The sequence below is a fragment of the Microbulbifer sp. MLAF003 genome (assembly GCF_030012965.1).
Lineage (GTDB): Bacteria > Pseudomonadota > Gammaproteobacteria > Pseudomonadales > Cellvibrionaceae > Microbulbifer > Microbulbifer variabilis.
Window position 1 is genome coordinate 1,543,224 of the sequence record NZ_CP120232.1, and the last position, 18,437, is coordinate 1,561,660.

The window sequence follows — 18,437 nt, forward strand, 5'->3', positions numbered from 1 at the left end:
GCTTGCTTTGATGAGTCGGATATGCATCAAGAAACCACTAATTATTAAATTTGTACCAACAGCTAAGGCTCCTTCCTGGCGATAAAGTTTCGTTTAAAGGAGTTATGCTGAATAAATGACTATTGATTCACATCTTCTGTCGGCTCGTGAGTGCTTCAAAATTTATCGGAAGCTAGAGGCATCTCGGGTAGTTCCTGATTGCGCTCCAAATTGGTGCGCGTTTTTGTTGGAATAGTCATAAATTCATCAAAGCTAAACTAAAAACGTTCTGGTCATCTCCGATGATCCTCTCAAAGTAAGTGGAAATTACATCGACCTCGGTCTATGAATGATATCTATATTTAATAAATCCTAATTGCAGATCTGGCATTGCGAATTACCCTGGCTTTTGGTCTGTTGGGAGTTATTGCAAACCTGTGGATAGCGTAAATGAAGTATCATGGAACCCGCGTGCCAAAGTATTAACTTAATAAAAAGGTGCGAATCAAGGAAGAATATTGTCATACCTGTCTAAGCTCTATTCACTGTATAGGTTTGTCTCTATCAGGAAGAAATAATAGAAATAATAAAAGTACAGTCATGTAGTTGTACTTCGTAAAGCTGGCTATCGAGCCAGTTTCTTTCACTGCGTTATCAGAATAATTTTTGCAAGTAAGGTCAGCCTTCTTTCCATGGCTCATGCTATGTATAGGCATCGCTATAGCAAATTATTTGGAGAAAAAATGAATAAAATAATAATCAAGATTTGTGTGGTGCTCTTGGGGCTAGTAGGCGCTACCCCTCTTGCATTCGGTGCGGACTGGTTGCTGGGTACTGGTAAATACGATATTACGGGCCCAGCCGCCGATGTTGGTATGGTTGGCTATGGTGAGACAGGGCAAACAACAAAGGGAATTCACACCCGTTTGTGGTCCCGCGCGTTTATTATCGCGAATCCACAGAATAGTCGGCGCCTAGTATTTGTCTCTGCGGATCTGCAGGGCATTCCCCAGGGCGTTAAACAGGGTGTAATCGCCAAACTTAAAAGTAAGTATGGCAATAATAGGTTCACTGATGAGAATGTGATGCTCACAGCAACTCATACTCATGTGGGGCCTGGTGGTTACGATCACTATGTAATGTTGAATATGAGTGCATTGGGTTACGCAGGAGATAATTATAGCGCGATTGTGGAGGGTATTTACCAGTCTATTGTCTCAGCGAATAACAGCCTGAAGGAAGGCGATATTTATCTCGATCAGGGTACCCTGCTCAATACCAGTGTTAATCGCAACCCAGAACCTTACGCACAAAATTCCGATATTAGTAATTACCAATACGATACTAATAAAACCATGAGTCAGCTCAAATTGGTGGGATCGGATAATGAGGCAATGGGGATTATCAATTGGTTTGCTGTGCACAATGTTTCCCTCGGAACCGAACAACGCCAGTTGAGTAGCGACCATAAAGGTGCGGCCAGTTACCTATTTGAAACCTGGGCTGCTGGCCAGCCCAATACCTCAGATGGTTTCGTGGCGGCTTTTGCCAACAGCAACCTGGGTGATGCCTCTCCTAATGTGTGTGGCCCCAGAGATGGCTGCGGTACTAGTGAATATGCGAGTTTAGAGCTGGCTGCAGAAAAGCAGTTTTCCAAAGCGCAGTCACTATATGAGTCAGCAGCTAACAAGTTGACAGGGGAACTGGACTATCGTCATCAAATCATCTACTTCCCAGGCTACACAGTGGCGGGACAGTACACTGGAGTAGGACAGCAGGATATATGTGAAGGCGCGGTTGGCTGGTCCTTTACAGCGGGTTCTACCTGGGATGGCCCCAGTGGAATTGACGGTATCTTCGAAGGTATGTCTGTAGATAATGAGGGTACAGAATGGGATCGCAGCGAAAGCCTGTTTGAATCTGTAATTGATGGATTCCCGATATTTGGATTGATGAACGCTTTTTCTGCGGTGGCTGTTTTCAACGAGACTCAGGATGATCCCTGCCAATATCCAAAGCCAACCTTTGTAGAGCGTAAAGTGGTGGGGCAAGAGCTGTACACACCCTATTTACCATTTCAGATGTTTCGAATCGGCTCCCTTGCCCTGGTTGCTGCGCCCAGTGAGATGACTACTATGGCGGGGCGCCGTTTGGAAGAGCAGGTGCTCTCAGCTATGCAGGGTAATGGAATCTCTACGGTGGTGATTGCCGGTCTGGCGAATGCCTATAGCGGTTACGTGACTACACACGAAGAATTTGATATGCAGCACTATGAGGGTGGCCATACTATCTTTGGCCCCAACACCCTTGCAGCTTACCAGCAAATCTACACGGAGATGGCCTATGCCATGAACAATAATCTGGAAGTCGATGCAGGCCCAACACCTGCAGATTTATCTAATGACCAGGTGATTCATGTTATCGGGGTGGTTTATGATGATAAGCGTCTTTGGGAATCTTTTGGGCAAGTCTGGAATGATGTCGGTAACAGCTACTCTGCCGGAGACATGGTGAGCGCCTCTTTTCGCTCTGGACATCCTCGCAATAATTTCAGGACTGGCGGCACGTTTATTGAGATTCAGCGAAAAGTGAATGGTAGCTGGAAAACCTATCTTACGGATAATGATTTGGATACCCGTTTTATCTGGACCAGGGATACCGCTATAGATTGTCTGGCTTGTTCCTTTGCTGAAGGGCAGTGGACAATTGGTGAAAATACTCCAGCTGGCACATATCGTATTAAGCATTACGGAAACTGGAAGAGTGGGTGGACAGGAAAAATTTCCAGCTATAGTGGCACCTCAAGCAAATTTACTGTAGCTAATTAGCAGATTCCTGCACCAATTAGATGGCATTACCGAAACTGTGATATCGACATCTAGGTAATGCCATATTTTCTATAAATGCCCTAAATATAATATATTTGTGTGCCATTATAAGTTGCTTGTTCTTCTTTTTATTCTGCTTCTACTATGTAATTCATTTTCCGCTTTTCCATCAGTATAATCGCGATTTCTCCATTCTCTAAAACACATGTAGTCCGCCTGGTAATAAGCAATATAGGGAAAGTTTTTTTACTTTACTTATGTATGAATAACTAGCTGTTCTTGCTGTCCGCAATGTATGGGTTGGGGTTATTTGCAGATGCAGTGCTTGCCGAAAAGCAGGCTTAGCTAATCCCCAGAATCTATAAAGAACTATGGAAAATTATTGCTTATGAACGGGGTGAGGCTGATCTAATTCAATAGATTCATTTAGGGATCTCACTGGCCCAGCACGGGCAATATGGTTTGTTGCGAAGAAGCATAGGGCAGTGGAGCCTATATAAACATTGCCAATGCCGAGCTTAAATATTATCAATGAGATAGAAAGGCTCCTTCTCTGATAATTGATGTCCTAATTTGTCGGCTTTATGTCCTTTGCGACTAATGCTATTAATTTATGCTTTCAACTGCCTCGACTGGAAGCGCACTATTCATATAGCGGGACTTTTATGATATGTCTGATCAATTGTCGAATAAACCTTTGCTCCTGCTAAAAATAACTGACTTTCGAATTTAAGGTTATAACCATGAAAATATTTTTCTGGGCTGCCCTGTGCTCATTACTTTTAAGTAGTAAGGCTTGGGCCCACTCTATATCTAAGGACGCTTTCCATATTGGAATATTATTGTACGATGGTGCACAAACTATTGATTATGCTGGCCCTTATGAGGTTTTTGGTCAGGCGCGTTATCGTTTGACAACCATCTCTGAAGATGGTGAAACCATTACTTCAGCGATGGGATTACAGGTGGTTCCAGATGCCAGTTTTGATCAAGAGAATCAATTTGATGCGGTAATTATCCCTGGGGGTGGCATCAATAAAGCGATGGAGAACCCGGAGATATTGCAGTGGATTAAGGAGCAGTCTGAGCAGGTGCAGTATGTGCTATCGGTATGTAACGGTGCCTTTATTTTGGCGAATACCGGGCTGCTTCATAGTAAGAAAGCAACCACTATTCGTGGAGCCTTCAATTCGTTCGAGAAAAGTTTCCCTGATATCGAATTGGTAAAGAATAAAAAGTTTGTAGATAACGGGAAGATCATTACTACCGCCGGTCTTTCATCCGGAATAGATGGTGCTCTATACCTGGTAAGCAAGATTGATACGATGGAGAAAGCCAGAAGTGTTGCGGCGAAGATTGAGTACCAGTGGCAGCCGCAGGGCGGTTATATCCGGGGTATAATGGCAGACAAAATTATGCCGAATTTTGGTGACTTGCCTGAGTCAATTCAATTTGTTTCTAAGGAATATAGCTATGGCGACTTGGAAGATTGGTATACCGCATTTCAGGTTTCCGGTGATGTGGAGACTGTAAAAGCCTGGTTAAGTGAACAGATGAAAGAGAATCCAGATTGGAAAATTAGTCAGGGAAAATTTATTGATAATAAATGGATATATCGGTTTTCTGATGATGGTATTGTACTGCAGATTGATTTTGTTTCTCCTTCTGAGGTCAATCCTTGGATGATTAAGTTAAGTATATTGGATCAAGCGTCGTAACTTGGCGGTTGTGGCTATTAGTGCGTATGGAATCTCCGTTAAAATTTAAGTTATATATTTAGTTTGCTCTATGAGTTTGCAATGACATTTGATCCAATCCTATTTTTCAAAAAATCAGAACAGCGGGAAAGTGTTGCTCTTGGGATCATCCGATTCAACATATCTTTTACAGCGCCACAAAGTCATTTTTGAGTTACACTGTGAGGGCTCTTCATTGCGACGGTAGCAAATTTGGTAGGGGCGCTCAATCTCCCAGCCCCGTCTTACATTTTTGTAGGTTTGGAAATTTGTGAATGAGGGGTTCTTTCCACCAGTTACTTGCACTTTACAAATGCTATCCCAGTCCATTAATTGGACCCTGACAGAGGATGCCAGGGAGTAAGTGGAGAATAAGCTTAATAAGAGAAGGAGGGCCGCTTTCACAATTATCCTTCCTACCTGGCTTGGCGCCACTCAGGTTTAAAACACCGAAAATGATAGTGTTATAAGCTTCCATTTGCGAAAATTTATTGACTTATTTGAATATAGACTGAAAAGTTATAAAGGCGTATAGGGTCTAAATCTGACTTTTATAGCTATTGCTTTGTGGGGGATTCGGTATCGACTTCCAGGTGATCCCTGAGAATAATTTCTCTTTGTTTTCGCAGCGAATCCAGTTTTTGAGTCGCCTCGTAGAGTTGTTCCTGGTTTATACCAAACTGCTTCCCTAGTTCAATTTGTTGTTCTAGCTCCGTAATTTTATGCTTCGCAGCTGCGGCAAAAGAGGCATATATGGCCTGTTCCTGCCGAGCTTCAAACTCTCGGTAGAGATCGCGAGATGCAAGTTCTTCAGTGCTTGGCTTTGTGCGTGGATTATTTTTAGGGGCAAGTGGAGGTGTACGTGGATCGCCAGTTTTCATAGTCTCTGCTAATGATTGCACAGCTACGCTTTTTGGGTTTGAAGAGAATGCGAAGTCATTATTTACATTGAGTTCTGAATACTGGGTAACTACGGTTTTTGTCGAAGGTTGGTGAGCTTGGGTGGAATAAGGGAAATTTGGTTTAGGTTTGTCCCTATCGACTATCCCATCCAAAGCTATGCTTTGATCATTTAGAGCCACTGCAGTAATGATCAGTCCAACTAATGTTAGAGCGACTACAATTAGCAAGATTCGCAAGACAGCAACCTCTGATTTAATTGTATGGATGCATTCTTTTTAGCCAGTGATATCAGTGTATAAAATTTTTCTTGGAGTTTTTTCTGAGCAATAGCATTAGTGGCTCTATAGTGCACCGATTCGCTCTCGATTGGCTGATAGCTAACTTCCCGCTGGTCTATCCAGAGTATTTCCCAGTGCACATCCCCGGCTTTTTGGGGGCTGCGAAAGGGTTTTGAGACTGTATTTTCAGGGAGGCTAAATGCCATGGCGAGTGTCCAGTGATCGCGATGGTTTTCTCGATCAATCCACCCCAGGCTGCCGTTGGAGTTACGGTCTGTTGCGTTAGAGTATTTCTGAATTGCTTTATGAAAGGGCAGGCCGGCTTTGATTTCCTTATAGACAAGATCGGCCTTTTCTTGTGATTCCAGGCGGATATGATAGGCGTGAACCTTTTCAATACGCTTGAAGTTCTCTTTGTGTTTTTTATAGTACTGATGGACTTCTTTCTTTGTCACAGATTTTACGAGAGCTTGGAGATGTGGGTTTTCATCGTGAATATCATGAATCAATCCCATATTTTGTAATAGAAGTTCACGTTGTAGGGCATATTCTATACACTGTTTGACGGTTGCGCGGGATACCTGGTCCAAGGATGAGCCGATTTCAAACCAATCTAACACATAGGCGCTAGTGAGCTGTTGCTTTATGGCCTCGCGGATGAATTCCAAATTCAAGCTGTGCATCTGTACCTTAAGCTGAATATTCTGGCGACGATATAAGTCCCATAAAGTCAATACTTGTTCAGCTTGTGTATCTCTGAACTTGTAGCGAGCAATCACTAGCTGCTCCGCTGAATTCCGTTGGTCAGTTGTCATGGAGCTATAGAGCTTTTGCTGTAACTGAAGAATTGGTTTGAGTTTGTTGATATTAAGTGTCAGAGGAGCTGTTAGAAAATCCAGACTGCTGTTTACGTTTGCAGATTGCATGGTCTTTTCAAGCGGGGTCTGGTAAGCGCTGCGAATCAGTTTGAAGAGCTGTTGCTCAACCTGCGTATGGTAGTCGTAGCCTACAGTGTTGTGGTTATCTATTACAGACTTCGTGGTGTTCATCGTGGCTAGTAGATGGCTTTCTAGAAGCCCTTTGAGAACTGACCGCCTGTTGGCCTCTTTATCGTGGCGACGTGCTGCTTTTACAAATACGTCTAATGCCGCTAGAGATATATCTTCGCCATTAACTCTTGCTGCAACACTATCTGGTAGCGTTGTAGGTGAGTCCGCGAAAGCCAGAGTGGTCACTATCAGTACGGCGGCCAATACCCAGATAACTCTCATCAGAATATCCTTAGACCACTGGCTGCGGGCGCCAGTGGTGAGCGCTTAATTCTTGTTGTTATTCACTGACTTTTTGAGCAGCGTGATTGAGGATATGAACCACCATTGCAATGGCATGAGGCACGACCGTTTTGGCCACTTGCAGCCTGTCGTTATGATCGGTACTGGATAAAACAATACCACCATTGGCATAGGCGAGGGCGCCGCCTTGAGTCAGTAAGGGGCGAATATCATCGCTGCTTTGCCCTATAGCAGTAAAGTTAGACATGGCCTGAGCAACCAGTGCTTCGTCATTGAGGTTTTCGCTATCGTAGTAATCTGCAACCCAGCCCTCCCAACCGCTGTGGTTGAGCCCTGAGGTGGTCCACACATGGTGTGGCTGAAGCAGGTCAGTGGTATGCATTACAAAGCCGAGAGTTTGTGCGGTTGGTTGGGCAAGGAATTGGCTGTACCAGTACTGGCCGAGGTTGTCGATAGGTTGAAAGGGGATCTCCTCAAAGTCGTCATACATCGATTTGGAGGAATGGCTACCCTGGCGATAGTTGGCTTCAGTAATACCATAGGTATTGTATTCTGAGTCATCGGCTGACCACCAACCGGTCATTCCCCCATTACCATCATCCAGATAGTCGCCAACCAGCCAGGTAGCTGCCATATTATCAATGCTGTCCCATACGGTAAGCAGGTCGTAGTTGTAGCCGCCGAGATCGTTCCCGTGAACATCTGAACCGCGGGTATGATTTTGGAAATGCCAATAGCTTGTGTAACCCACTAGTGAGGCTCCGGCGTTAAACACTGGAGCGTAGACACAGTCACCAGTGATTGCCCCGCACAGGTAAGTATCTTTGAAGTCGTCAACATCATAAGCGCCCTGGCCAAGTACTTCCGCAAACTCATCTACACTAAATCCGGCCGCATTTACCCAAGCTTTGAGTTTATTGTATTCGGTAGTCTCTGGGTTGTTGCGCATATAGGAAACAGCGTCAATTGCAATGCGCTTATGGGTGATCTGTTGGAATGCTTGGGTAGAGGATGCACTTAAGGCCGCGAGGACTAGGCCGGTGGTGATAATTTTCTTCACGACAGCTCCTGATATGGTTTTTATGTCTTATAGAGAGCGCCTGTGGAAGCCCAAAGGCGAGCGGGCGTAAGTATGCTGGCGAGAAATGACAGTTTTAATGCGTTTCTATGAAGATAATCAATTGGCTCGGTGTAAGCGGTCAATCTATGCGATGGATCTCATATAAGGAAACATGAAGAAAAGATTTATAGTTTTTGGATACTTTAAATAACTAAGATTATTTCGGGCGCTTTATTACGTAAATTCTCAGGTGAAAATGTTGATTGTTTATACAATATGGCTGTCTTTAATGATACAGGCTGAGTCCTCAGTTGAAATTTCTTTAAGACTCTTTTTTTAGTATTTTTAGTCATTAAAGTTTTTGATGTGTCGGGTAGATCTCGTACACACTGAGAATGCGATAATCCCCCGTGGTTCTGTCATGTTTCTGCGCGTATATTTTCCAGCTAGTACCTGTACGTATGCCAATAACTGAAACGGTACGATTTGCCCCATTGTAAAACCCCCGTTGATTGCTGGTGCCATAAACAAAGGCTGTCCCGTAAGTAGCTGCTAGGTTGTTGCGAAGGGTATCGCCATTAACAGCCGCAGGTTGTACATGAGCAACATCAAGGGCAGTACTGCCTATGACTGGGCGGATGACAAAAGAGCAGGCAGATAGTTGGCCGGTTACCATCATTGAGGGCCCAGTTGCGCTGGGTAAACGATAAAAACCCAGGTTTGCCGCACCGACATCCATATGTATGGAGTGTGTAAAAAACAGGTGTGGATTTGTCGCAAGATAAAAAGCATTACCCCTTATGTGGAAAGATTCAGTTGAGTGCATATTGTGTGTTCCCAGAATGGTTCCAGGACGATATGAATTTCCGCCATTGCCGATGCAGTATTGAGTTATTCCTGATGCTCCAGGATCACCATAAATTCTAACTGGGTAGGTTTTCAGAAAAGTTGATGTATTTGCTTGCAGTTGATTGAATGCGGTTGCCGGTAAGATTGCCATGTTTATTTTCCTTTTATAGGCGTATGAAACAAAAATACCCATAATGTGGCATCTGCCACTTGGTTATGAGTAAAAATAGAAGTTTATTTCCCCCGAAAGCTGCTATTTTTTGTGACCACTCGCTAGATCTGATTGCCAGATTAACATGTGTTTATTAAGGGACTCCGCAGACATTGATGCCAAATTATCTTCTTGTCTCTTTTTTAAACTTATAACCATCAAAGATGGAAAGAGGCTTTCGCTTATACTAATAGCTATTACCGGAAGATATCCGGTATTTCTTATTCTTTGTGCAGATCTTCGGCTGTATTGTTCTCCGATAGTTAGGCTGGTCAATAAACCTGATAGATCTGATTATCTGGCGTAACCCTTTGATCATGTATAGTTGCGGGCAACGACGGATGCCTATGAGGAAGTTCGTCAACCAATGATTTAGATAGTGAGGCAAGATGGACTATCAATCTTCGAAAAGCCCCGTGTTGCAATTGTGGAAAAAGTTTGGGAGCTCGGCACTCGGGCGCTGGGCAGTTTCTAAAGTAGTGGCCTTCAAGGCTCCATATTTCAGGTCTATCAAGCCATGCTTTGCCGAAGTGTCCCCAGGACATGTCGAAGTGCTCTTAAAAAAGCGCTGGAGTGTTACTAATCATATTGGAACTGTACATGCTATTGCCATGTGTAATGCCGCCGAGCTAGCTGGTGGCGTTTGTCTTGATGTATCCCTTGATCGACGATTTCGTTGGATACCTGTAGGGATGGAGGTTAAGTACTTGAAGATGGCTAAAACTAACTTGAGAGCCGTATGTGAGTACCCTGAGTTTGAATCTATTGATGCGGGTGATGTAATCATGCCAGTCGGGGTTTTCGACCAGAACGGGGAAGAAGTTTTCCATGCAGATATCACTATGCGCGTATCCCAACGGCCCAGCGCCAAATAAATGCTGTTCTGGAAGGCTTGGAGGTTCTTTACTCTAAGCCTTGCCTAAGAAGCCGGCTAACCAGCCATCTACCTGTATGGAAAATGTGCACCTGTACTAACCTTGATTTCAACAGGTGTGGATTGGTTGAGGAATCCGTAAAATACCCGGCTTCTTAAACTGTATCTATCTGGAGGAATTATGGGCTTAGAGTGGAAGTTGGGTCGATCATCAGGCCTGCTTGATTTGGTCAGTGATGACGGTGCGGAATACCAGCTGTACCATGCGAAGAGCAATGCTATTACCGATAGTGATGTATACCAGGACTTAACCGAGACCTTGGGTATGGCCGTATCCAAGCTCAATGAGAGTATCAATGACTCTTCCCTCTACTTCCTGATTCGCTGGGAAAGTGCTTCTTCTACATTGACAATCTCTATTACTGACGATAGCAGGAAGAAGGATTCTGATATTGTCGTGCGGTGTCATTTCCTTGCGCTGGAGCCATCGGAGGCATTTACGGAGAACCTGAGGTTTTGGTGTAAGGAATATCTATCTACGGACCAGGGATTTTCCCAGTTTTCCCTTGTGGCACTTTTTGCTGATAAGTCCAGGGACAGCGCTGTTATCCTTTAATACCAAGTCGTACTTGAAGGCTCCTAATGCCTGCCGATGAATTGCGGCAGGGTGCAAGATATGAATCAATCGCCTCTGCCTATGTGGGTAAGTAACAGAGTGAACTTATGGATGTTTTGCTGATTATTGATATGCAGGAAGCTTCCTTTGCGGAGCGTAATCAGTTTGATGTAGACGGTACCATAGCCCGCATAAACAGGCTCGCTGCCTGGGTTAGGGAGCGAGATGGAAGTGTAATATTTATACAGCATGATGGGCTTGAAGAAGAGGGACTCCTGCCCGGATCTACGGGCTGGGCACTGCTGGATGATCTGATAAAAAGTGAAAGTGATCTTGTAATTAGAAAAAAACCAATGATGCTTTTTATCAGACAGATCTAAAGCACACCTTGGAAAAGCTTAATGTAAATCGTCTGATTGTCAGCGGATGGGCGACGGACTTTTGTGTAGATACCACTATTAGGTCTGCTGTGAGCCATAAGATCAATATCTTAGTAGCTTCTGATTGTCATACCTTGAAAGATCGTCCACACCTTAAGGCACAAACTGTAATAGCCCACCATAACTGGATATGGAGTGAGCTGATTACCGACGACACAACTATTCGGGTGGAACTGCTGGAGGAAATTCTGCAATAATTTTCCCTCTATAACTGTTTGCTTATATTAAGGTTTTTTACCGAATTATCAGCTTTTGAAAGAAGTTCAAGGAATTGCCAGGATTTAATTTGGTTTTTTATTATACCAATTAGTCGACTCGATATATTGCTAAGTAATTGTCAGGCCGATTAGAGAGGAAATTTTTATGAATGTGTACTAGTTGTGTATTGGATTTCTAGTCGCATTATCGCTTTTCCTTAGGACTCTTGTCGCTATAGGGCATAGTAAGTAAAAGATGGGGCATTCCTTTGAGCTGGATAACACTTTACATAATTGGGTGAGAGCCCATGCCAATACGGTCGAATATGCGTCTTTCTTAATGATTCTTATTTATCTCGTCAGCCTCGGGCAGCTGGCGCCCTAAGTCTGGTGGTTTGTAGTTCTAGTCACAGCCTGCCGTTTTCTTTTCGTTGTTGGAGTTCTACTCCCCCTCTAGCATAGCCAGGCCTAGTCCTATGCGTTTTATTGGCGCTGTGTGAACTTACTTCTTTAGGTTTAAAATTTTTTGCGATATTTGCCCAGCAAGTGTGAGTTAATTCCTTGAACCCCCTTGCTTTTATTATGCATAAAAAGGGCAGGAGTAAATTCAGCCTTCACTATCATTCTATGCCCGTTTACCGCTTTGTCCCGTTATTACCGCGGCACCGATCATATGTGCTAACCGCAGTGCTTCGGGCACGTTGCCATTATCCGTTGCCTGCTCCAGTACCCGGGCAGCGATATCGGGGTTGCAGCCCTGTACCTGGAAATAAAAATTCCTGAGTGAGTGGATTTCGCCGGCTTTTAACAACGTCTCTTTGCGGAGCCGGTAATCGGGGAAGTTTTGAAGGGCGCGATCTATGGCTGCCATATCCGGTAGCTTACGCATAACGGCAATACAAGGGCGATCGATAGTTTTTGAGAGTTCAGGTAAATCAATAATATTAAAACCACCGACAGCAAGGCCATCCGTAAGGATTACGTTTATTTGACTATAAAACTTACTGTTTTTTAACAGTTCAGCAATGACCTGGGTGGCCTCCATACCATCTTTTTTCACTTCTCCCCATAGCATTCCCTCGAAGCGTGTATTGGAACAGACGATGCCGCTAACCTTTACTGGCGTGCCCCGCTCTTTCTTGAAAGGGGCATCGTCAAATCCGATCAGGCGGATCAGCTTGTTCAAGCGCAGTAGTTCTTCCAGGGATTTCATCACTTGAGATTTTGCTATCGGAAAAGGTAGGGGAAGAGTCGCAGCTTTTCTTCTTGATTCAGTGATTCAACCTGAAGAATATTATTTTCAGGAATGCTCTCTGGATTTGGGTAAAGCTCGATCATTTTTTCCAGGTTATCTTCACGCAATAGATGAAGGATAGGAAAAGGGGCCCGGTTAGTGAGATTTTCAGCATCATTCGGATTTGTTCCGGCAAATTGGTAGTCCGGATGGAAGCTGGCCAGCTGATAAGTGCCTACATAGTTGTAGCGTTCCAGTAGCCATTCGGCCTGATCGAGAAATTGATTGTAGTCGGCAAAGTCTTGCAGATGATCGGGAATAATCAGCAGGGTAGTAAGGAGCTCACTCTCTGGCGTACTGTCGAGTCGTTGCAGTTCTGTATGTAAATCGGCCAGCAGGGCCTGGTCGTTTTTGCTTTCACTGGCTATGTAGCGTATCTGGCCTGCGCGCATAGGTTTGCGCGCAAAAGGGCAGAGGTTTAAGCCCACCACCACATCGGTGAGCCATTGCTCCACTACCTGGACAACATCTTGCTTCATTGCCAATTACCACATAAGGTCATCGGGGATCTGGAAATCTGCATAGGGGTCGTCTTCATCTACCGGTGCTGATGTTTCAGCAGGTTTAACGATAATCTCAGTGTTTCGCTCGGCAATCTTGTCGGCGATTATCCTGGGCACCAAATCAAAACGCGCATCCTGGGCGACAATCACCAGGCGACCGGCTATCAGGTGATCGCGTAGTTCATCACTGACGTAGATGGTTTTGATCTTCTTGTCGAAAGTAAAATTGTAAGCCGTTTCTCCAGAGTAGGGCTGGCGGTTTGTTTCCACCAATTGCTTGATCTGGGCTGCGATAGCTTTCTGTTGAGCAGCGGCATCTCGCTCGGCATTCAGGGCGCGATCTCGAGCAGCTTTCTCTGCGAGAGTCTTTTGTGCGGCCAGCTTGGTTTCATCTATCTGGGGCTGCGCAGACTTCTTAGCAACTTTCTGCTGTTTGCGCTTTTCCTTGCTAACTTGTTTGGCTTTCTTCTTGTCAACAAGTCCTGCTTGCAGGAGTTGGTCTTGCAATGAGGCCATAGTGTGCTTCCCAAAAGTTACATTGGAATTGGTGTCGCAATAGGCGACTATTCGGTCAAAAAATATTCAGAGGCTTTGCCTGAATGTTGGTGATGAGCATTTTACCTGAAGTTGGCCTTAGCATTGATAAGGAATTTTATTCAGGGTGTCCAAGGTTTGCCTGAGGTTGCAGTGGCAATAATTTCATCTGGCTGTTTGCCATCCGCAAGCATCTGAGCACCGCCGGGGATAACCAGTGCGGAACCAGTGGCAATAGCCACGCGCTTACCGCTGGGCGTATCAATATTGCAGGATGAAACCCTTAATTGCCGGCCTCGGTGAAGTACCTGGGACTCTAAGATCAAATCCCCACTGTTGAGCTTTGCTGGTCGTGCAAAGCGAATATGCATATCTAGAGTGGCGAAGATAGATCCGGCAGGTAGAGTGGAGTAAACAGCTCCGCCCATGGTGAAGTCTGCAGCCCAGGCCAGAAGCCCACCATAAATGGATAAAGTTCCATTAGAGAACCAGGGGGAGGAAGGCATGGTAGAGATACAGCGCCCATTTTCTATCTCGACTGCTCGATAACCAGTAAGTAACCAAACTGGATGCATTCGCCCTTCATTGATCGTCAACCGCTGAAGTTCAATGGGCACTTGTTCTGGAAAGTGTGCCATATCACAAAAGAATGTTTCAGGAGGAGGGCGTAAATAAGGATCAGGTGGCTCGGTGGGCCCTAAGTCTGGTAGAGGAAGCTCTTGATCTGGGCTGACTGGAAAGTCTGCTATTAAGCAGCGGGTACTCCCATAAGCGAGAGTCCTGCCATTTTGGTCGTTGATCTGCAGGCTGGAGAGGCCAACCTGGCTACCGGAGTGAATCGTCGTTGCCCGGCCGACAATGTTCTGAGTACTAGTGGTAATTGGCCGGATAAAGCACATGTTCAGTTCAGAAGTGCTCAGTACTTTACCTGCGGGTAGGGTAGTCCAGATAGCGGAAGCCAGGGGAGCATCAGCGAACATTGCATAGATACCGCCCCAGTAAATGCCGGTACCATCAGCTAACCAAGGTGTAATAGGCATGGAATAGGTAGCTTTTCCAAGCCCTGCCTCAATAGGTTGCATTCCAGTTAAGCGCCAAAAGGGAGGTCCTGGCAGGCTACCGCGAATATATTGCTTGAATGTCTGCAATCCAGGTTGCTGAAGTGCTCGCAGGTCACAAATGGCGCCGCGATGAACTTCGTCGGTGATATTGGTCATCCCCGCCTCCAGTTGCATCTATAGCAAGGTTAATGTGCGGGGGTGGGGGATACGAGATATTGTGTAGTGGATAGGTAGCGGCAAGAATGCCACTACCGAAAACTTATAGAGAGCCTCTATTTTATAGCTAGAGTGGGCAGATCCACCGTAATCGTTGTCTTTTCAATAGGGCGCCCCTCCAAAAATAAGTTTATGGTGTCTTGAACCTCTTCGGAGGCCATAAACAAGTTGTGACCGGCATTTTTTACGGTTACTAAGGTTGTATTTGAAAGACCTGAAACGGCTTCGTGTTGGCTTTCAATATAAGTTCTGCCATCTAGCGTACCGCTGAATAATAATACGGGCACATCACTTTGTGGGTTTGCCCGGAAGCGATTTCCCAAGTCCAGCTCTGGCGCCAAGCCGTCATAATGGTATGAAAAGTTTAAGTAGTCCCCCAGCAGGCTAGCTTTAGCTTGTTCGGCCACCTTGGCTTTGCGTCCTTTATCGATACCGGATGCAATATCCATAGCAGTGGGCATCGGTCTGAGGGTAATGGGAGCTCCAGGCTGTAGGAACCCATCAGGAAAATAACGGGAAGGAGCTTTGTCGAAGGCCGGTACCTCTCTCAAGTCTATTGCACGATAAAAAGCGAGCAGTTGGGCTGCACTTTTGGGGTCTGCAATAAATGCAGAGGCTATTTGTTGCATATCTCTGCGTTGTAATAGGGTATCCAGCTTACTCCCATCCCTTTGCGGAAGCTGAATTTTTAGAGGTTGCTTTTCCAGCTTTGCATGGATGCGATGTATCAAGCCTTTAATATCTGGGTAAATCGCCTTCGCTTCGGGCTGCTGATCGATGGCTTTTTGAAGGCGATCCAGATAGGATTCTGTACGGGAAGGTAGCTTAATCGTTTGGTTTAGCCCCTCAGCACTGGAAAGAATAATCCGATCAATAGACCCCTCTATCTCCTTTAAGGCTGCTAGTGCCAAATGGCTGCCGTAAGAAGTGCCCCACAATACAATTTTCTCTTCTCCCAAATGGTGCCGTAGAGCCTCTAGATCACGAGCACTTTCCAATGTGTTATAGGCTGCGAGATCAACACCTTGATCGCGCCAGAAAGAGAGGCATTCAAGAAGGGCACTTTGATGCAGTTCAACATATTTCGAATCGGAGGTGGATATGAGTGGTGGAACTACCTGATTAGACTGGCAGCTAGGCAGGTCATTGGAATGCCCGGTGCCGCGCTGGTCCAGGGCAATGACATCACCGTATTCCCGCAATGCCATAAACATTTCATAGCGATAGTTGACTGCCATAATTCCGGATCCGCCGGGGCCCCCAGCCAGATAGACAATAGGCGGACCCGCCTTTTTACCTGTCGAAGGGAAGCGGATATACTGAATTGAAAGGTTGCGGCTATCTTTGATAGCGCGATTTTCTGGGACCTTAAAAAAACCTCTGTAACCATCTGCAGTTTTTTTATTCCAGGTAGTCAATGTATAGGGCTTTTCACTATTTATTGCTTTTGCATGCCCGAGAGAGGAGGTCAATAGGAGACCAGCAACTGCTGAACTCCAAAAAAGGGTTAGTCTTTTAAGTCCTTTCATACAAACTTGCCTGCTTGTTAATATGCTTGCTTTGATTGTCTGTGATAGAAAAAGTCAACTCAAGCCAATTAGCTATCCGGTTGTGGAACTTATCATCGGAGCAAGTTCGACTTTTCGTTCTGAAGAGTTATTTGGCATCTTGGAAAGGTTTTTGTTGGCCAGATAGTTCTTCCGAAAAAATGTACAGAAGAAATTATCTACATGGTTATTGAGCAGATTTTCTGGAATTTCAGGTTGTTGTAAAAACTGGCTATAATCTGGTTTATCTGTGATTTCTTTTATTGGCAAATCCATTGCTGGAAGTTCCTTTGGGTGATAACTGTGCGGAGTACCAATATTTGTCAATCCAGCATGGCGCCCGGAATAGAGTAGGACCATAGCATCAACGACAAAACCTCCCCAGTCGCATCCGCAAAATCTTGCTTTCTGCAATCCGAAATGGTTCATCATACCTGTAAGGGCATTATTGTGTTCTTTCCCAGCACCTCTGAAGGTAGGCTTGAAGCTGTAATAATGGAGTACATAGTTTAAGGGAGTCTCTCCTTTTTATTATTTTTCCTTGAAAAAATAGAAAACCACTATTTGTTTTTTAAGTGGGTATTTTCAGGTTCAACTCTCCAAGTTTTTTTACTGCGATACGAGGGTTGTGAAAAAGTAAAGAATTTAAAAGTTGTCACTAAAGTCATAGAGGTTATCGAATAAAGTATATAAAGAAAAGAAAATTTTAATTAATGAGCCTAAATTTGTTTGATGTGGGGTGCTTATGTTTGATCTTTTTGTGCCAGTTTGATTGGTTCCAGGGCGTCTATTGGACGGCGATTAGGCAACTAGAGGGCAAAGTATTGGATTTGTTTGAGCTGCCATGCAGAATTCTGACTCTTCTACTGGTTTTTAAAGTGCCCAGTGGGGAATTGTTTTTCTGGTGAGAGGCTTTTTCTATGTTATTAGAATGATGCGGGGGAAAGTCAAGTGGCCTTTGAATAAACTGCAGTAGGCTTTCTTTAGTACCAGTTACAAATTTATGAAGGTTTGCGATGCTAGCTGTGGTGTCGCTCAATGAGTAATCAATGCCTCTCAGGCTAGCTAAACTTGGAAATCTTGTGGCGTGTAATTCTAGAGATTATTCACTTATGAAACATATAGGCGTTCTATTCACCATTTAGTTTATTGAAGGCGTTTATCAATAAGTGTGGTGCAGTTATTCTAAATTTTCTGGAAACCGAATAAGTCAAAATAAATTTAAGAAAAATTTTCCAGAGAGAATTCTTTTAAAGTGTGTTTTTGACCTAGCAGTCTGCATTTTTGATTGGTTTCGTGAATTAATGGTCATAATTTTATAAGTCTCTGAAAGCTTTGTGGTAATTCAAATAAGTTTTTTTGGTGTTCGTCCAGTTTTAATTACCGGCTTAGCGCTAGTCGAGTTAGTGATGAAGCTCTAGGCGGTTGGCACACTTTCAATTGACCAAATACTTGTTTGCCTATGAACAAAAGCTGCCAAAAAGATATGGCTTCATGGGTCGGGGAGTATCGTTTGGGGTTGAGGCGATATTTTTCTTCCAGGGTGAATATTTCTGATGTGGATGACCTGGTGCAAGAAGTTTTTGCGCATCTGCATTTTCAGATGAAGAAATCTAATACGAATATTAGAAATCCAAGGAGTTATATCTACACAATTGCGAAAAATCTTTTGGTAAGCCATGGCCGCTACCAGAAGTCTCGCTGCCGTGCATATCATGAGCCACTTAGTTCTGAGATAGATATTCCAGATGTGATCACACCTGAGCGAACGGTTATAGGGATGCAGGATTGCCGTCGTGTCTGTCAAGCTATCCTGAGATTACCGCCAAGAGCAGGTACAGCATTTAAATTTCATCGCTTTGAAGGTTTAACTTACCAAGATATCGCCGAGCGCATGGGAATCTCCAAGGAGTCAGTGAAAGAACTAATTCAACGTGCATTAGTTCGAATTCGGAAGGTAATGGAAGAGGCCGTTTGACGTTGCCAATTTTGACTAGGCTAAGTGAGACATCTTGAGGG

15 protein-coding genes and 1 pseudogene are annotated in these 18,437 nt (G+C 44.5%); 6 read left to right on the plus strand and 10 right to left on the minus strand.

What is annotated here, in order from left to right; all coding sequences use genetic code 11:
* Positions 1 to 722 precede the first annotated feature (722 nt).
* Positions 723 to 2,807, plus strand: coding sequence for a neutral/alkaline non-lysosomal ceramidase N-terminal domain-containing protein (locus tag P3339_RS07490; protein ID WP_282952905.1), 2,085 nt, complete (start codon positions 723 to 725; stop codon positions 2,805 to 2,807).
* A gap of 743 nt (positions 2,808 to 3,550) precedes the next feature.
* On the plus strand, positions 3,551 to 4,525 hold the full coding sequence (locus P3339_RS07495; protein WP_051089500.1) for a DJ-1/PfpI family protein: 975 nt from the start codon (positions 3,551 to 3,553) through the stop codon (positions 4,523 to 4,525).
* A gap of 575 nt (positions 4,526 to 5,100) precedes the next feature.
* Here P3339_RS07495 and P3339_RS07500 read toward each other — a convergent pair.
* The 4 genes from P3339_RS07500 to P3339_RS07515 form a co-directional block, all read right to left on the minus strand.
* Positions 5,101 to 5,682, minus strand: coding sequence for a hypothetical protein (locus tag P3339_RS07500; protein ID WP_282952906.1), 582 nt, complete (start codon positions 5,680 to 5,682; stop codon positions 5,101 to 5,103).
* A complete protein-coding gene (locus tag P3339_RS07505; protein ID WP_282952907.1) occupies positions 5,667 to 6,995 on the minus strand; it encodes a peptidylprolyl isomerase in 1,329 nt (442 codons plus the stop codon). The genes P3339_RS07500 and P3339_RS07505 overlap by 16 nt, the downstream gene beginning before the upstream one ends.
* Before the next feature lie 58 nt (positions 6,996 to 7,053).
* Positions 7,054 to 8,076, minus strand: coding sequence for a phospholipase C/P1 nuclease family protein (locus P3339_RS07510; RefSeq protein WP_020413431.1), 1,023 nt, complete (start codon positions 8,074 to 8,076; stop codon positions 7,054 to 7,056).
* 352 nt (positions 8,077 to 8,428) lie between these two features.
* Positions 8,429 to 9,076 (minus strand): hypothetical protein, encoded by a 648-nt coding sequence (locus P3339_RS07515; protein WP_020413430.1) that lies wholly within the window; start codon positions 9,074 to 9,076, stop codon positions 8,429 to 8,431.
* Positions 9,077 to 9,525: 449 nt separating this feature from the next.
* Between P3339_RS07515 and P3339_RS07520 the strand changes: the two genes are divergently transcribed.
* From P3339_RS07520 to P3339_RS07530, 3 genes and pseudogenes are all read left to right on the plus strand, one after another.
* Entirely contained in the window at positions 9,526 to 10,011 is a 486-nt protein-coding gene (locus P3339_RS07520; protein ID WP_282952908.1) for a hotdog fold domain-containing protein, read from the plus strand.
* A 180-nt stretch (positions 10,012 to 10,191) separates the two neighbouring features.
* Positions 10,192 to 10,626, plus strand: coding sequence for a hypothetical protein (locus P3339_RS07525; protein ID WP_020413427.1), 435 nt, complete (start codon positions 10,192 to 10,194; stop codon positions 10,624 to 10,626).
* 131 nt (positions 10,627 to 10,757) lie between these two features.
* Positions 10,758 to 11,263 (plus strand): annotated as a pseudogene (locus P3339_RS07530) (isochorismatase family protein).
* 625 nt (positions 11,264 to 11,888) lie between these two features.
* Here P3339_RS07530 and P3339_RS07535 read toward each other — a convergent pair.
* The 6 genes from P3339_RS07535 to P3339_RS07560 form a co-directional block, all read right to left on the minus strand.
* Positions 11,889 to 12,476, minus strand: a complete 588-nt coding sequence (locus P3339_RS07535; RefSeq protein ID WP_282953563.1) for an endonuclease dU — start codon at positions 12,474 to 12,476, stop codon at positions 11,889 to 11,891.
* A gap of 14 nt (positions 12,477 to 12,490) precedes the next feature.
* On the minus strand, positions 12,491 to 13,036 hold the full coding sequence (locus P3339_RS07540) for a DUF1415 domain-containing protein (RefSeq protein ID WP_020413423.1): 546 nt from the start codon (positions 13,034 to 13,036) through the stop codon (positions 12,491 to 12,493).
* A 6-nt stretch (positions 13,037 to 13,042) separates the two neighbouring features.
* Positions 13,043 to 13,576 (minus strand): DUF2058 domain-containing protein, encoded by a 534-nt coding sequence (locus tag P3339_RS07545; RefSeq protein WP_020413422.1) that lies wholly within the window; start codon positions 13,574 to 13,576, stop codon positions 13,043 to 13,045.
* Positions 13,577 to 13,716: 140 nt separating this feature from the next.
* A complete protein-coding gene (locus tag P3339_RS07550; RefSeq protein WP_020413421.1) occupies positions 13,717 to 14,811 on the minus strand; it encodes a PaaI family thioesterase in 1,095 nt (364 codons plus the stop codon).
* 116 nt (positions 14,812 to 14,927) lie between these two features.
* Positions 14,928 to 16,400 (minus strand): alpha/beta hydrolase, encoded by a 1,473-nt coding sequence (locus P3339_RS07555; RefSeq protein WP_282952909.1) that lies wholly within the window; start codon positions 16,398 to 16,400, stop codon positions 14,928 to 14,930.
* 72 nt (positions 16,401 to 16,472) lie between these two features.
* Entirely contained in the window at positions 16,473 to 16,832 is a 360-nt protein-coding gene (locus P3339_RS07560; protein WP_282952910.1) for a hypothetical protein, read from the minus strand.
* A 1,072-nt stretch (positions 16,833 to 17,904) separates the two neighbouring features.
* Here P3339_RS07560 and P3339_RS07565 point away from each other — a divergent pair.
* Positions 17,905 to 18,396 (plus strand): RNA polymerase sigma factor, encoded by a 492-nt coding sequence (locus P3339_RS07565; RefSeq protein ID WP_281165160.1) that lies wholly within the window; start codon positions 17,905 to 17,907, stop codon positions 18,394 to 18,396.
* Positions 18,397 to 18,437: the final 41 nt, after the last annotated feature.

Coding starts and splice junctions, on each gene's coding strand:
- P3339_RS07545 (WP_020413422.1), bottom strand. CDS start 13,576: ATGGCCTCATTGCAAGACCAACTCCTGCAAGCAGGACTTGTTGACAAG.
- P3339_RS07550 (WP_020413421.1), bottom strand. CDS start 14,811: ATGACCAATATCACCGACGAAGTTCATCGCGGCGCCATTTGTGACCTG.
- P3339_RS07535 (WP_282953563.1), bottom strand. CDS start 12,476: ATGAAATCCCTGGAAGAACTACTGCGCTTGAACAAGCTGATCCGCCTG.
- P3339_RS07555 (WP_282952909.1), bottom strand. CDS start 16,400: ATGAAAGGACTTAAAAGACTAACCCTTTTTTGGAGTTCAGCAGTTGCT.
- P3339_RS07495 (WP_051089500.1), top strand. CDS start 3,551: ATGAAAATATTTTTCTGGGCTGCCCTGTGCTCATTACTTTTAAGTAGT.
- P3339_RS07540 (WP_020413423.1), bottom strand. CDS start 13,036: ATGAAGCAAGATGTTGTCCAGGTAGTGGAGCAATGGCTCACCGATGTG.
- P3339_RS07515 (WP_020413430.1), bottom strand. CDS start 9,076: ATGGCAATCTTACCGGCAACCGCATTCAATCAACTGCAAGCAAATACA.
- P3339_RS07490 (WP_282952905.1), top strand. CDS start 723: ATGAATAAAATAATAATCAAGATTTGTGTGGTGCTCTTGGGGCTAGTA.
- P3339_RS07505 (WP_282952907.1), bottom strand. CDS start 6,995: ATGAGAGTTATCTGGGTATTGGCCGCCGTACTGATAGTGACCACTCTG.
- P3339_RS07525 (WP_020413427.1), top strand. CDS start 10,192: ATGGGCTTAGAGTGGAAGTTGGGTCGATCATCAGGCCTGCTTGATTTG.
- P3339_RS07565 (WP_281165160.1), top strand. CDS start 17,905: ATGGCTTCATGGGTCGGGGAGTATCGTTTGGGGTTGAGGCGATATTTT.
- P3339_RS07520 (WP_282952908.1), top strand. CDS start 9,526: ATGGACTATCAATCTTCGAAAAGCCCCGTGTTGCAATTGTGGAAAAAG.